The organism is Mycobacterium sp. NPDC003449, assembly GCF_053588415.1.
Genome location: NZ_JBSFPX010000054.1, coordinates 22,519 through 37,242, shown reverse-complemented (window position 1 = coordinate 37,242; position 14,724 = coordinate 22,519). Strand labels below are relative to the sequence as shown.

Here is a 14,724-nt window from a genome sequence, read left to right as displayed (position 1 = left end):
GGTCGTCGATCGACGCGCGCTCGCGGTCGGCCAGCTCCTTCTGCACCTCGAACACGTCGACGACCTGCTGACCATCCCGCTGGCCGATTCGTCGCTGACCTGGTCACCCGAGGAGATCCACGAAGAGGTCGACAACAACTGCCAGTCCATCCTCGGTTACGTGGTCCGCTGGATCGACGCCGGCGTCGGCTGCTCGAAGGTGCCCGATATCCACGATGTCGCACTCATGGAGGACCGCGCCACGCTGCGCATCTCCAGCCAGCTGCTGGCCAACTGGCTGCGGCACGGCGTGATCACCGCCGACGACGTCAACACCAGCCTGCGCCGGATGGCCGCGGTCGTCGACGAGCAGAACGCCAAGGACCCCGATTACCTGCCGATGGCGCCGAACCCGGACGCCAGCATCGCGTTCGCCGCGGCGCAGGAGTTGATCCTGTCCGGGGCCGAACAGCCCAACGGCTACACCGAGCCGATCCTGCATCGGCGTCGGCGCGAGTTCAAAGCCGGCACCGCTGACCGGTGATTAGACTTCGGCGGGGCCGGATGACCGACGAGTACAGGGGTTAGGGATGGGCAGGCACAGCGTTCCCGACCCCGAGGATTCGCCGGACCGTCCCGAGCGTCCCGAACCGCCGCACCGCGAACCCGATTCCGGGCGCGGCGGTCCCGGGCGGCCCGGCCCCGGCCGACCCCGGCCCGGTGATCGGCCCGGTGGCGAGGCGAACGGGTTCGACGACCGGCCGGGATACGACCGGGGCCCGGGCCGCGGGCCCGACCCCGGTCCCCCGCCGCCCCGCCGCAGGCACCGCTACCTCGACGACGATGACGACACCGACCAGTCGGGGATCGCCGAGCAGGCCAGCGGCCCGTACCAGGGCCGCTACGCCGACGAGGATTACGACGACTACGCCGGCGAGACCTACACCGGCGCAGGCTACGACGAGGCCGACCGCGGCGGCGGATACCGCGGCGACGACCGCTACCGGGACGAGCGCTACCGCGGTTCGGGGTACGCCGAATATCCGGATGACGAGTACACCGACGAGTACGCGGGCGACTACGCCGACGAGTACGCGGACGACTACGCCACCGAGTACGAGTACGACGATGACTACGTCGACGGCGATCAGCCGACCACCCAGCTGGCCGCGGTCGGTGACGACCCGCCGCCCTCGACGCCGCCGAGGGGACAGCACAGCGGCGAGTGGGACGGCGGCGAGTGGACGGGTAGCCACCGGGCCGCCGCGTCCGGCCGCCGCGGCGTCAGCATCGGGGTGATCGTCGCGCTGGTGACGGTCGTCGCGGTGGTCGGCGGGGTGGTGCTGTGGAAGTTCTTCGGCGATGTGCTGTCGAACCGCAGCGACGCCGCCGCGGCCCGCTGCGTCGACGGTGAGCTCGGGGTGGCGGTCATCGCCGACCCGACCATCTCCTCGCAGATCGAGACGCTGGCCAACAAGTACAACGAGACGGTCAGCCCGGTCGGCGACAAGTGTGTCAAAGTACGCGTGCAGTCCGCCGAATCCGACCGGGTGGTCAGCGGTTTCGCCAACGCGTGGCCGTCCGAACTCGGTGACCGGCCGGCGCTGTGGATCCCCTCCAGCGGCATCGCCAGCGCCAGGCTGGAGGCCACCGCCGGCGAGAAGACGGTCAGCGACAGCCGCTCCCTGGTCACCTCACCGGTGCTGCTCGCCGTCCGCCCCGAGCTGAAAGATGCTTTGGGGCGGCAGAACTGGTCCAAGCTGCCGGAACTGCAGAGCAGTCCGGCCGCCATGAACGGACTCCGCCTGCCGGGTTGGGGCACCCTGAAACTGGCCCTGCCCAACCGCAACAACGGCGATGCGGCCTACCTGGCGGCCGAAGCCGTGGCCACCGAATCGGCCCCGTCGGGATCACCGCCGAGTTCGGGCATCGGCAGTGTCAACACACTCGTCGGCGGAGCGCCCAAGCTCGACGACGGCGAACTCGGTACGGCGCTGGACGCCCTGATCGATGCCGGCGACGCGGCCTCGGCGCCCGTGCACGCCGTGGCGACCACCGAACAGCAGCTGTTCCAGCGGGCCACCTCCAGCGACGATGCCAAGGAGTCGCTGACCGGCTGGCTGCCCGCCGGCCCCACCGCCGTCGCGGACTATCCCGCGGTGCTGCTGGCCGGCGATTGGCTGGAGCAGGAGCAGGTGGCTGCGGCCAACGAGTTCGCCCGCTATCTGCGCAAACCCGAGCAGCTCGGCGAATTGGCCAAGGCCGGGTTCCGGGCCGAGGGCACCAGCCCGCCGTCGAGTGATGTCACCGACTTCGGGCCGATCGGTTCACCGGTGTCCGTCGAGGACAACTCGATGCGGGTCACGCTCGCCAATGCGATGTCGGCGCCCGCGTCAAGCCCGGCCGTCACGATCATGCTGGACCAGTCGATGCCCACCGAGGAGGGCGGGAAATCACGGCTGGCCAATGTGGCGGCCGCACTCAGCAGCCGGCTCAAGGCGCTGCCCACCACCTCCGAGGTCGGGCTGTGGACGTTCGACGGAACCGAAGGGCGCTCGGAGGTGGCGACCGGGCCGCTCGCCGAGCCGGTCAGCGGTCAAGCCCGTTCATCGTTGCTGGCCTCGACCCTCGAGGATCAGTCGGCGTCGGGCGGCGGCGCGGTTTCGTTCACCACGCTACGGCTGGTCTATAACGAGGCGATCGCCAATTTCAATGCCGACCGCAGCAATTCGGTCCTGGTGATCACCACCGGACCGCACACCGACCAGAGCCTCAGCTCCGATGGGTTGGAGGCGTTCATCCGCGGGGCGTTCGACCGGGAGCGGCCGGTCGCGGTCAACGTGATCGACTTCGGCGACGATTCCGACCGGTCGGCCTGGGAAGCGGTCGCCGAGACCACCGGCGGCACCTACCAGAACATGTCCAGTTCGTCCTCCCCGGAGCTGACCGCGGCCATCACCACCATGCTCGGCTGAGCGCCGCCCCCTCGTAGGCACCGCGAGCGCGCGTGTCTGTACAAGGACACGCCGTGAATCGCGTGCAGGAGCGGTCGCTCGCCGAGGCAGTCCGCGCCCCCGGCTACGCGAAGGCCTCCACGGGCGGGCAGGAGCACACCAGATTGCGGTCGCCGTAGGCGCCGTCGATGCGCCGCACCGGCGGCCACACCTTGGGCCGGAACGCCTTTCCCAGCGGATAGGCCGCCTGCTCGCGGGTGTACGGGTGCTGCCAGTCCGCCACCAGCAGGCATTCGGCGGTGTGCGGGGCGCCGCGCAACGGGTTGTCCTCGACCGGCCACTCCCCCGAGCCGACCCGGTCGATCTCGGCGCGGATGGCGATCATCGCCTCGCAGAAGGCGTCGACCTCGGTCAGGCTCTCACTCTCGGTCGGCTCCACCATCAGTGTGCCAGCAACCGGGAAGCTCATCGTCGGCGCGTGGAAACCGTAGTCCGCCAGGCGTTTTGCCACATCGTCCACGGTCACGCCGGTGTCCTTGGTGATACCGCGCAGGTCCAGGATGCACTCGTGGGCGACCATGCCGTTCTCGCCGGTGTAGAGCACCGGGTAGTACTCATCGAGGCGGCGCGCGATGTAGTTGGCCGAGGCGATCGCGGTCAGCGATGCCGCGCGCAGCCCGTCGGCACCCATCATCCGGATGTAGGCCCAGGTGATCGGCAGGATCGAGGCCGAGCCGTAGGGTGCGGCCGAGACGGTGTGCTCATCGGGCAATTCGTCGGCCAGCGGGTGGCCGGGCAGGTACGGGGCCAGGTGTGAGCGCACTGCGACGGGCCCGACACCGGGACCGCCGCCGCCGTGCGGGATGCAGAAGGTCTTGTGCAGGTTCAGGTGGCTGACATCGCCGCCGAAGCGGCCCGGCCGGGCCAGGCCGACGAGGGCGTTGAGGTTGGCCCCGTCGACGTAGACCTGACCGCCCGCATCGTGCACCGCGGCGCAGATGTCGGCGACGTCATGCTCGTACACCCCGTGCGTGGATGGGTAGGTGATCATCAGTGCCGCAATACGATCCGCGTGTTCGGCGACCTTGGCCCGCAGATCGTCGAGATCGACGTCACCGTTGCCCCTGCAGGCCACCACCACGACCCGCATGCCGGCCAGTGCGGCCGACGCGGCGTTGGTGCCGTGGGCACTCGACGGGATCAGGCAGATGTCGCGGGCCGTCTCGCCGCGGGCGTCGTGGTAGGCCTTGATGGCCAGCAGCCCGGCGTACTCCCCCTGTGAACCGGCGTTGGGCTGCAGCGACACCTCGTCGTAGCCGGTGATCGCGGTCAGCCAGGACTGCAGATCGGCGATCAGCCTGCGCAACCCGGGGTTGTCCGATGCCGGTGCGAACGGATGCTGACCGGCGAACTCGGGCCAGGTGATCGGCTCCATCTCGGCGGCGGCGTTGAGCTTCATGGTGCACGAGCCGAGCGGGATCATGCTGCGGTCCAGCGCGATGTCCTTGTCCGCCAAGGACCGCAGGTACCGCATCATCTCGGTCTCGGTCCGGTATCTGGTGAACGCCGGGTGGGTGAGGAATTCCGATGTGCGGGTAAGAACCCCGGTATCCGGGGCGGCTCCGGACCCCGATGTCGCCGCCGGGGCGGCTCCGGACCCCGATGTCGCCGCCGGGGCGGCTCCGAACGCCTCCAGCACGGCCGCCACATGATCCTCGGTGGTGACCTCGTCGCAGGACACCGACACATGGTCGTCGTCGACGCGCCACAGGTTGATGCCCTTGGCCTTGGCGGCGGCGATCACGTCGTCGGCCCGTCCGGGCACTTTGGCCAGAACGGTGTCGAAGTATTTGTCGTGCACCAGCGCATCGCCCAGCCCAGCCGCGATCGCTCCGGCGTGCCCGTGCACGCGTCGCGCGATCGCGGTCAGCCCGTCGGCGCCGTGATAGCTGGCGTACATCGCGGCCATCACCGCGAGCAGCACCTGCGCGGTGCAGATGTTGCTGGTCGCCTTGTCCCGGCGGATGTGCTGTTCGCGGGTCTGCAGTGCGAGGCGGTATGCCGGAGCGCCGTCGGCATCGAGCGAGACGCCGACCAGACGGCCGGGCAACTGGCGGGCATGTTTGGCGTGCACGGCGAGATACCCGGCGTGCGGCCCGCCGAATCCCATTGGCACACCGAATCGTTGGCTGGTACCGAAGGCGACGTCGGCGCCGATGTCACCGGGCGGGGTGATCACGGTCATGGCCAGCAGGTCGGCACCGACCGCGACCAGGGCGCCGCGGTCGTGGGCGTCGGAGACCAGGCTCGCCCAGTCCGCCACCCGTCCGCTGGCGCCGGGCAGCTGCACGATGACGCCGAAGAACTCACCGTCGGGCAGCCCGTCGCACAGATCGGCGGTGACGATCTCAATACCCAGCGGCCGGGCCCGGGTCGCGAGCACCGCGGCGGTCTGGGCGTAGATGTCGGAGTCGACCACCAGCCGGTTCGTCTTGGACTTGGTGGCGCGGTGCATCAACGTCATGGCCTCGGCGGCCGCGGTGCCCTCGTCGAGCATCGACGCGTTGGCCACCTCAAGGCCGGTCAGATCGCTCACCATGGTCTGGAAGTTGAGCAGGGCCTCCAGCCGGCCCTGGCTGATCTCCGGCTGGTACGGCGTGTAGGCCGTGTACCAGGCCGGGTTCTCAAGAATGTTGCGCCGCAACACCGGCGGGGTGTGGGTGGCGCTGTACCCCTGACCGATCATCGACACTGCGACGGTGTTCGTATCGGCCAGTGCCCGCAGCTCGGCGAGCGCCTGCTCCTCGCTGGCCGCGGTGGGCAGCTGGTCCAGCCCGGGCGCCCGGCCGTCGGCGGCCACCGCATCGAGAATGCCCGCCGGCAGGGCTTTGGCGGCGAGTTCGTCGAGGGAGGCCACACCGATCACATCGAGCATGGTGGCGACCGCGGGCGCATCCGGGCCGATATGGCGGTCAGCGAAAAGATGCTGGTGATGCGGATGATGCTGGTCGGTCACGACACTCTCCTGGTCAGGGCGCAGACATACTGCAGTCCCTCTCCCTCTGTCGTCGACCCGGCCGGGCGCCTGAGAGATTCGGCTCGGTCGAGCCTTTCCCCATGGGCGGGCGCTCATGGCGAGCACCGCTTTCCAGAGGCATCGGGGCCCGGCGCGGTCCTGGGTGCCTGAGAGGTTGACGGAGAGGTGTTGCTCCTTCGGCGTCCGTGACTGGCCGTCACGAAACTCTCCCGCACCAGGGCGATGCGTTGCTGATTCTACCGGTCGGTCATATCCAGTGCCGTCCATGCCAGCGCGGTGGCCCCGTCGCGCAGGGCCGCGTCGGCCAGCGGCCCCACGGCGGCGTCGGCGAACTCCCGTTGATGGTTGACTGCGGGCAGCGATCCGATCCCGAGATAGGGATGGATGGCGCGCACCACCTGCGACACGTTGCCCATATCGGTCGACGCCGTCTTCATCGCCGCCGCACCGTTGGGCGGTTCGACGGTCATATCGCGGCCCAGCGCGCCAGCGTTGTCCACGAACAGGCCCAGCAATTCCTCGTCGTTACGGAACTCCGAGTACGGCGGGGATTCCAATTCGATGTCGAGCTCACAGCCGGTGCCCAGCGCACCGGCCTCGAAGCAGGACCGGATCCGTCGTTCGATCCCGGCGAGTTCTGCCAGGCTGCGCGCGCGTACGTACCAGCGGCCGGTGGCGCTGGCGGGGATCGCGTTGGGCGCGGACCCGGCGTCGGTCACCACCCCGTGCACTCGCACAGACGACGGCAGTTGCTGGCGTAGTAGCCCGATCGCCACCTGCGCCACGGTGAACGCGTCGGCCGCGTTCACACCCAGGTCGGGATATGCGGCCGCGTGCGCGCCCACCCCGCGGTACGCCACCCGCCAGTGCGCGACCGCCAGCGGCTCCGCCCGAGGCGCGTCGGCCGGACCCGGATGAATCATGAGAGCGGCATCCAAGCCGTCGAACTCGCCGGCCTCAAGCATCATGATCTTGCCGCCGCCGCCCTCCTCGGCGGGGGTTCCGATCACGTGCACGGTGAACGCGGTCCGTCCGCATCCCTCGTCGACGGCGCGCACCATCATCGCGGCACCGACCGAGGAAGCCGCGATGAGGTTGTGCCCGCACGCGTGGCCGAGCCCGGGCAGCGCGTCGTACTCAGCCACGAATGCCACGTGCAACGGCCCGTTCCCGGCACGCGCGTGGAAAGCGGTGTCGAGTCCGCCGGCGCGCCGGTCGACGCTGAACCCCTGGTCGGCCAGCAGCGTCGTGAGCATGTGGTGGGCGCGGAACTCCTGCCATGCCGGTTCGGGGTCCGCGTGAAGCGCAGTGCCGATCCCGCGTACCAACTCCCAGTTCTGGCGCAGATGCTCGGCGGCGGCCGTCTTGCGCTCAGCGCTCACTGGTGCACCACCTCATCAACTCATCAGCTGTCTCTTCTTCGCGCGAGCGCTGATCAGCGGTCACCCGGCACCCCGAAGCTCGGGGCGGCGGCAGGATCCAGCGCCCGGCGCACGTAATCGTCGCGTTGCGGCTCCCACACCCGCCACAACTCGGCCAGCCCCGCGTACGGGTCCTCGGCCCAGTCCACCCGCAGCGTGGTCTCCGGCCACTCCACCTCGCGGTACACCACTAGGCCCGCGGCGTGCACCGGGCCCTCCTCACCGCCCGCCGCCAGCGCGGCGGCCAGCCCGTCGAGCAGACGGCGTTCGAACTCGTGTTGGGTCGAGGATTCGAATCCGCGGATCAGTTCCATGATGGTCGCCGGGCCCGCCAGCATGTTGCCCGCCGCAACCACCCCGTCTCCTGCCAGCTGGTGGTGGACACCCAGTGCGCCGGCGCCGCTGAAGGCGGCCGTGCGGCCGGAGCGGTCGAGGAGGGTCAGTTGCCGGTAGTCGCGCAACGCATGCCCGTCCACCACGGCGTCCATCGCCGCCTGCGGGGCCTCCCCGGCGGCCAACCGCTCGAGCAACTGTCCGGACAACCGCGGGTCGGTGACGTTCTGGCTGGCCGCGGCACCGAGCCCGGACCTGATGTTCACACACCGGGAGGCGACGGCCGGCGAGGAGGACGCGATGACCATCCCGAGCGCCCCGCTGTCGTGGTCCACCGCCGCCAGTGAGAACGTCACGACGCGACCGCCTGTCGCACCGCGATGACGTCCACCTCGACGAGCCATTCCGGCCGGGCCAACGCGCTGACCACCACTCCCGTGGAGACCGGATGCACACCGCGCAGCCATCGGCCGATCACGCGGTACACGCTCTCTCGGTATCGCGGGTCGACGAGGTAGACCGTCACCTTGACGATGTCGGCCAGCGTGCCACCCGCCTCTGCCAGCAGGGTCGCGACATTGGACATCGCCTGCTCGGTCTGTGCGGTCACGTCCCCGACGCCGACATTCTCCGCGGTGTCGAGGTCCTGTCCGACCTGACCACGCAGGTAGATGGTGTCACCGGCCACCACGGCCTGACAGAGGTCGTTGTCGAGGTTCTGCTCGGGATAGGTGTCCTTGGTGTTGAACGGGCGGATCCGCTGATGTGTCACGCCGGCACGCCTCCATCCACCCGATCGGACAGTTCGGCGGCCGCCTTGACCAGAGCCAGTGGGCCGTCGAAGTCGAAGTTGCGGTACACCGCCTGGTAATGCGCGAACGGCGGCGCCTGCGCGAACAGTTGGAAGGTCAACCGATGACCGGCGTAGTCACTGTTGAGCAGGTCGCGGGCGAATGCCAGCAGCTTGCGCCGATCGTCGGCCTGCCAGTCATCGGTGATCGAGTAGTACTTCTCCAGCCACGGCGCCGCCCCGGGGGTCTCGAAGGTGGCCGAATCCGGGGTGATGCAGATCTGCCCGCCACACAGCTCGCGGGCCCAGTGCATCATCTGCGGTAGCTGCGTCTGTGCCCAGACTCGTCCCGCGTAGAGCAGCGACTGGTTGGGCATCATCAGCCCACCCGGACTGGTCTCGGCGGTCGCGATCGCCGCCGTCAGATGTGCGTCGATGCCCTCCCGGTAACAGGCCAGCGTCGCCAGCTTCTCCTGAACAGCGGGATTCTTGTCGAGGCCGGTCTGCCGGACATTGAACAGCGCCGCACCGATCATCAGGTCGGCGAACCTGATCGACCGGTGGACATACGGCAGCGCGCTGTAGCGGTGCAGACAGCTGCGTACGAACGTCGCCGCCCTGGTGTGCCGGTAGAACAGAATGTCGTCCCACGGGATCAGTACGTTGTCGAAGACCACCAACGACTCGACCTCGTCCACCCGGTTGGACAACGGATAGTCGGCGGCGTCGCGGCGGCCCGCGAAACCGGTGCGGCAGATGAACTTCAGGTTGGGCGCGTTGAGATCGGCGATGAAGCCCACCGCATAGTCGGAGAGCTTGTCATCACCCCAATTGGCGATGGTGGGCTTGGTGTAGGCCTGGGTGGCGTACGGCGCGGCGGTCTCGTATTTGGCGCCCCGCACGACGATGCCGTCATCCGTTTCACGCACGACGTGTAGGAGCATGTCGGGATCTTGATCCTGAGGCCGTTTCGACCGGTCGCCCTTGGGATCGGTGTTGGCCGAGATGTGGAACGGATCCCCGGCGGCGGCCTTCTTGACGTGCCTGCGGATGTTCTCGGCGAATCGCGGATCCACCTCGTTGAGCACGTCCTGCCCGTCGTAGAGCGCCCACATCTCGCCGACGGTCTCGTCGCCGACCCGGGTCACCACCCCACGCGCCTCATCGAGCACCAGATCGATCGCGGCCCGTTTGTCATGCCAATCTTGTTGTGTCATCGGGAGTTTATTCGCGACGGAGTTGCGCTCGCCGTTCTCGTCGACGTAACTCATCACGTCCTGACTGGCCGGCTCGTGGGCGAGATCGTAGATCCGGGCCCGGATGTCGACAATCGGCGCGAACATCGGATGCTTGGTGACGTCGTGCACCTGTTCACCGTCGATGTAGATTTCGCGCCCGGTGTTGATGGCGTCCCGGTATTCGTCTCCGGTCTTGATCACGCCTGCCGTCCTTCCGTGTCGTGTGCGGCGAGAGTGCGGTAGCAACCGCGCAGGTGGAGCAGCGGTTCGGCCTCGGTGTGCGTTACGCGGCTCACCTCCCCCAGATACAAATGGTGTGAACCGATTTCGGTGGCGCTGTGTAGATCGCATTCGAACGCCGCAACGCCGTCGACGAAAATGGGAAGGCCGTTCTGTCCCACCCGCCACTCGTCGTCGCGGAATGTGAAGGCCGGCCGGCCGGCTCGCGGGCGGCCGGCGAAACAGTCCGCGGCACTGTAATGCTCGCCGCCGAGCACCGAGACGTTGAACGCGCCGGACGACCGGATAACGGCGTTGATGGGACTGCGCCTGTTGATGCACACCCCAAGCACTGCAGGATCGTCGGACACCCGGCTCAGCGCGGACACCGTCTGCCCCCAGCGGGTGTCACCGGCTTGCGCGGTCACGATGGTCACCGGCGTTGCGGCACAACTGATCGCCCGCACGAACTCCCGCGCCTCCGAGGTCAGGGTGGTGTTCATGCCGCCGCCCTGTTCACCAGGACCACAGAAGGTAAGAGGTCAGCAGGCCGGCGGATCTCGACACCCCGCTCCCCGGAGCCAAATGGTCTCAACTGCGTTTCCTCTCCTGCGCCGACCGGCATCGCTCGTCAATTCGTCACACTGCTCCACCAGATTCGGGCAGCAACTCCAGTGCCGTCAAACAAACAAAAACGGCGCGTTGCATCAGGCAAATAGATGCTTGACCCCTTTGCGATCATCTCCTCGTAAATGTCCAGCGGATTCGGGCACGCCCGGCTCAAGACCGGCCCGCCGAGCTCGACGATCACGCAGCCAGCGGCCCATGGCAGTTTCAGTTAGGCATCCATGACAAACCTGTAACGGCTGTGGAAATTTATTCGGTGAACTATTTCAGCATCTATTTTCCAGATGCAAATACTCAGTTTTCTTTGTTTGACCGGCCGATAGCCCCAATGTCACGCTACTGCGACACGACGAGGCCGCGGCTTTCTTTGACAACATTCGGCGGCCCACATTTTTCTGCCAATAGTCGGCTTTTTCGAATGGAGTCTCGATGGGTCTGCCACTCACCCCGAAGAGGCTGCTGACGGCCGCGCTGGCGACGGTGATGACCGCGGTCCTCGGGGCGTGCACGCTCGCCGGTAGCGACGCGACCGACAACTCGAAAACGACCGTCACCCTTGGCTTCATGTACGACGTCCACGCGGCGAACGCCTGGACAATGGACAGGTGCACATCGGACACCGTCGACATCAAACTCACCGCGTTCAAACAATTCGCCGAGATCCAGCGCGCGCTCGAACAGGGCAATATCAACGCCGCCGTCATGGGATATCAGAATCTGGGTCAGATGCTCGACGGCGGGTATGACAGCTTCCGGGCAGTCGCGGGTGTCTACCGAGGCGGCGAGCACATCACGGTGCGCAAGGGATCTGCCATCGAGTCATGGGGCGACCTCCGTGGGAAGAAAGTCGGGGTACCGCCGAACAGCTTCGTCGAGATGCTGCTGCGCTCGGCACTGCGCGACGCGGGCGTCGATATCGCAGAGCTGGAACTGGTGCCGTTCGCAGGAGCCGGACCACCCCTGCAGACGGCATTGCGCAACGGTGAGGTCGACGCAATGGTTGCGTGGGAACCGAATGCCGCAACGGCGCTGGTCGAAGGGTTCGGCGAGGCGCCGCCGTTCAACATCCAGGGCGGCTCGATCGGCGATGCCACCAGCCTCATGTATGTTTCGCAAGGGCTGCACGAGAATTCGGCTGCCGTCGACGCACTCGTCCGTTGCCTGCACGAACGCACCGACGCGCTCAACGGCGACAGCGACGCATGGGTGCAAGCGCTGGTGGAGCAGACCGGGATGGGTGACGGCGTCGCCCGTGCCGCTGTGCAGACCGGCACGATGGACATCACACTGTCGCAGGACTCGGCCGAGAAAATCATCGCCGAGTTCGCCCGCAACGGACTGATGTCGGATACGAGTGGGCGTGTCGCAGAGTTCTTCGATTACGGTCCGCTGGAACGAGTCACCGGTTCACCACGACCCGAACTCGGTGCACGATGAGCGCCATCACCGGGCCTGACACACCGTCCTCGGCACTGGTCGCCTCCTCCCCCGCGCGACCTTTCGGCCGCCACATCCGGCTCCGGGTACGGCCCCAGTATCTGGCCGTTCCGCTACTACTCGTCGTGTTGTGGGAACTGGCAGCGGCAGGCGGGCTCATCGACTCACGTTCGATACCGGCACCGCACACCGTGGTGCAGACATGGTGGACCTGGGCTTTCGGGAGCGCGGGCCGGACGGCGGATCCCTACAGCGGCACCTGGTTCCAGGCGATATACGCCAGCACGCAACGGGTAGTTCTCGGTTTCCTCATCTCGGCGGTCGCCGGTACCGCGATAGGGCTGCTGATCGGCTGGTCGCGGTGGGCAAAGGTATTGCTGCAACCGGTGATCGACATCCTCCGGCCGATCCCGACCACGGCATGGGTTCCGTTCGCCGTCGTCTTCTTCGGAATCCAGCCCACGGCTTCGATCTTTCTCATCGCACTGGGCTGCCTGCCGCCTATCGTGGTCAACGCGTCGGCCGGTGCGCTCGGCACGCCGAAGGTTCTCGTCTCGGCTGCCCGGATGTTGGGCACGAGCCCCCGGATGACGCTGTGGCGGGTGGGCCTTCCCTCCGCCCTGCCGGCGATCCTGACCGGACTTCGGGTGGGGCTGGCCCTGGCCTGGGTCCTGGTGATCGTGTCGGAAATGGTGGCCGTCAAATCCGGACTCGGCTTCAGCCTTTGGGACGCTTACTACTTCGGGAGGATGGACGTCATCGTCGCCGCGATGCTCACCGTCGGCCTACTGGGCTACCTGTCGGACAAGTTACTCGGTCTCGCCGCGCGGCCCGTGCTGAAATGGTCGCCGAATGTCCGTTGAACCTCGAACCGCGCCGACGGGACATTCCGAACGCGCCCCGGTGATCAGCTGCCGGGCGGTGACGAAGGTATTCCCGTCCCGTACCGGTGAGTTCGTCGCCCTCGACGGTGTGGACCTCGACATCGCCGCCGACGAGTTCGTGACCGTCCTGGGCCCTTCGGGCTGCGGAAAGTCGACTCTGCTCAACCTCATCGCCGGATTCGACCAGCCGACCAGCGGGTCGCTGCTGGTCGATGGGGCGCCGGTCACCGGCCCATCTCCCGAGAAAGGTGTGGTCTTCCAGGATTTCGCGCTCTTCCCCTGGCTGTCGGTGCGCCGCAACGTCGCCTACGGACTGCGCGAAAAAGGTATGCCGAAAGGCGATACGACTCGGATCGTGGACGAGATGCTCCACCTGGTCGGCCTGCGGCAAGTGGCCGATCACTACCCGCACCAGCTCTCGGGCGGAATGAAGCAACGCGTCTCGCTGGCCCGTGTGCTTGCCATAGAACCGACCATCCTGCTCATGGACGAACCGTTCGGCGCACTCGACGAGCAACGCCGGGTGCAGCTTCAGGACGAGCTGTTACGCATTTGGGAGCAACGCCGCCAGACCGCCGTGTTCATCACCCACTCCATCGAAGAAGCGATCGTTCTCGGTGATCGAATCGTCGTCATGGCCGCCGAGCCCGGACGGATCAAGACGGTCGTCGACATACCGCTCGCCCGCCCGCGCGACCGGACCTCCGATACCTTCAACACCCTGCGCCGGCATCTCACCGAGATGCTGTGGCGATGACGGGAGGGCGATGCGCCACCCCGTCATCCTGAGCACAAGTCCCGCCGAGGTGGTGCTGCCCGTCTACCGGGGGATCCGTGGCCTGCCCGAGCATCGACTGTGCGTACTCGATCCACGGTCGCCACAAGGTTTGATCGAGCGTATTCCCGATGCCGATTTCATCCTCGGGGACTGGACCGGCAACACCCATTTCGACCGGCGGGTTCTGGAATCCGCACGGCGTTGTCGCCTGATCGTGCAACCCACGGCCGGATTCGACTCGATCGACGTCGAGACGGCCCGCGAGCTGGGCATACCGGTCAGCAACGTGCCCGGCGCCAACGCCCGCGCCGTCGCCGAATGGACCGTCATGGCGATGCTGATGCTCGTAAAGAACGCATTGGTCAATCATGAGCGCACCGTGCGGGGTGAGTGGTGGATGGTGCAAGCCGCCGCGGAAGGCGTCCACGATCTCGCGAGCAGGACCGTCGGCATACTCGGGATGGGACGGATCGGGCAGGCTGTCGCCAGGCGACTGCGGGCGTTCGACGTCGATCGAATCCTCTACCATCATCGTTCGCCGGTTCCCGAGTCCCTCACGACCACACTGTCACTCGAATCCGTCGCGGGCGTCGACGAGCTATGTGAACGTAGCGACGTGCTGACCGTTCATGTTCCCTTGTCCGTGGAGACACGGCATCTCATCGACCGGCACCGCCTGGAACTGCTCGGGCCGGGCGGCGTCGTGGTGAACACTGCACGCGGCGCCGTGGTGGACGAGGACGCCCTGTACCACGCGTTGTGCACCCGCGGTATCAAAGCAGCTGCGTTGGACGTGTTTTCGAGCGAACCTCTGGTCGGCCCACACCGCTGGCAGGCGCTGGACAACGTGTTCCTCTCACCGCACCTGGCTGGATCCACGGTGGAATCGACGACCGCGATGATCGCCACGGCCCTTGGAGCGCTGCACGACGGCCTCCGGGACGTGCTCCCACGCAACGTCGTCAATAACGTCCCCGCTCTGCGGGGCGCCCCCGGCCCGGCCTGCGCCGGCCCGTGACATCCTTCG

General features: G+C 67.4%; 11 protein-coding genes, 1 pseudogene and 1 riboswitch. Of the genes and pseudogenes, 6 read left to right on the top strand and 6 right to left on the bottom strand.

Annotated features, from left to right (window positions below; translation table 11 throughout):
* Nucleotides 1-523 (top strand): annotated as a pseudogene (locus tag ACWDTP_RS16055) (hypothetical protein); the annotation flags it as partial.
* Between the two features lie 46 nt (nucleotides 524-569).
* A complete protein-coding gene (locus ACWDTP_RS16050) occupies nucleotides 570-2,954 on the top strand; it encodes a substrate-binding domain-containing protein (protein WP_450021374.1) in 2,385 nt (794 codons plus the stop codon).
* 103 nt (nucleotides 2,955-3,057) lie between these two features.
* Here ACWDTP_RS16050 and gcvP read toward each other — a convergent pair whose 3' ends face one another.
* The 6 genes from gcvP to ACWDTP_RS16020 form a co-directional block, all read right to left on the bottom strand.
* Entirely contained in the window at nucleotides 3,058-5,949 is a 2,892-nt protein-coding gene (gene gcvP / locus ACWDTP_RS16045; RefSeq protein WP_450021372.1) for an aminomethyl-transferring glycine dehydrogenase, read from the bottom strand.
* Between the two features lie 144 nt (nucleotides 5,950-6,093).
* A riboswitch (glycine riboswitch) is annotated at nucleotides 6,094-6,192 on the bottom strand.
* Nucleotides 6,193-6,206: 14 nt separating this feature from the next.
* Complete coding sequence (locus ACWDTP_RS16040) at nucleotides 6,207-7,352, bottom strand: M20 family metallopeptidase (RefSeq protein WP_450021370.1); 1,146 nt, start codon at nucleotides 7,350-7,352, stop codon at nucleotides 6,207-6,209.
* Nucleotides 7,353-7,405: 53 nt separating this feature from the next.
* Entirely contained in the window at nucleotides 7,406-8,080 is a 675-nt protein-coding gene (locus ACWDTP_RS16035; protein ID WP_450021368.1) for a DUF1028 domain-containing protein, read from the bottom strand.
* Nucleotides 8,077-8,496 (bottom strand): RidA family protein, encoded by a 420-nt coding sequence (locus ACWDTP_RS16030; RefSeq protein WP_450021366.1) that lies wholly within the window; start codon nucleotides 8,494-8,496, stop codon nucleotides 8,077-8,079. The genes ACWDTP_RS16035 and ACWDTP_RS16030 overlap by 4 nt, the downstream gene beginning before the upstream one ends.
* Nucleotides 8,493-9,953 carry a 4-hydroxyphenylacetate 3-hydroxylase family protein gene (locus tag ACWDTP_RS16025; protein WP_450021364.1) on the bottom strand — a complete coding sequence of 487 codons (1,461 nt, stop codon included), beginning with the start codon at nucleotides 9,951-9,953 and terminating at the stop codon, nucleotides 8,493-8,495. The genes ACWDTP_RS16030 and ACWDTP_RS16025 overlap by 4 nt, the downstream gene beginning before the upstream one ends.
* The gene (locus ACWDTP_RS16020; protein ID WP_450021362.1) at nucleotides 9,950-10,474 is read right to left on the bottom strand and encodes a flavin reductase family protein; all 525 of its coding nucleotides are present in this window, start codon (nucleotides 10,472-10,474) and stop codon (nucleotides 9,950-9,952) included. The genes ACWDTP_RS16025 and ACWDTP_RS16020 overlap by 4 nt, the downstream gene beginning before the upstream one ends.
* A gap of 553 nt (nucleotides 10,475-11,027) precedes the next feature.
* Between ACWDTP_RS16020 and ACWDTP_RS16015 the strand changes: the two genes are divergently transcribed.
* The 4 genes from ACWDTP_RS16015 to ACWDTP_RS16000 are packed head-to-tail and all read left to right on the top strand — an operon-like array spanning nucleotide 11,028 to nucleotide 14,715.
* Nucleotides 11,028-12,035, top strand: a complete 1,008-nt coding sequence (locus tag ACWDTP_RS16015; RefSeq protein ID WP_450021360.1) for an ABC transporter substrate-binding protein — start codon at nucleotides 11,028-11,030, stop codon at nucleotides 12,033-12,035.
* Nucleotides 12,032-12,898: an ABC transporter permease gene (locus tag ACWDTP_RS16010; RefSeq protein ID WP_450021358.1), complete on the top strand. Its 867-nt coding sequence runs from the start codon at nucleotides 12,032-12,034 to the stop codon at nucleotides 12,896-12,898. The genes ACWDTP_RS16015 and ACWDTP_RS16010 overlap by 4 nt, the downstream gene beginning before the upstream one ends.
* A gap of 58 nt (nucleotides 12,899-12,956) precedes the next feature.
* Nucleotides 12,957-13,676, top strand: a complete 720-nt coding sequence (locus tag ACWDTP_RS16005) for an ABC transporter ATP-binding protein (protein ID WP_450021356.1) — start codon at nucleotides 12,957-12,959, stop codon at nucleotides 13,674-13,676.
* Between the two features lie 10 nt (nucleotides 13,677-13,686).
* A complete protein-coding gene (locus ACWDTP_RS16000) occupies nucleotides 13,687-14,715 on the top strand; it encodes a 2-hydroxyacid dehydrogenase (protein WP_450021354.1) in 1,029 nt (342 codons plus the stop codon).
* Nucleotides 14,716-14,724: the final 9 nt, after the last annotated feature.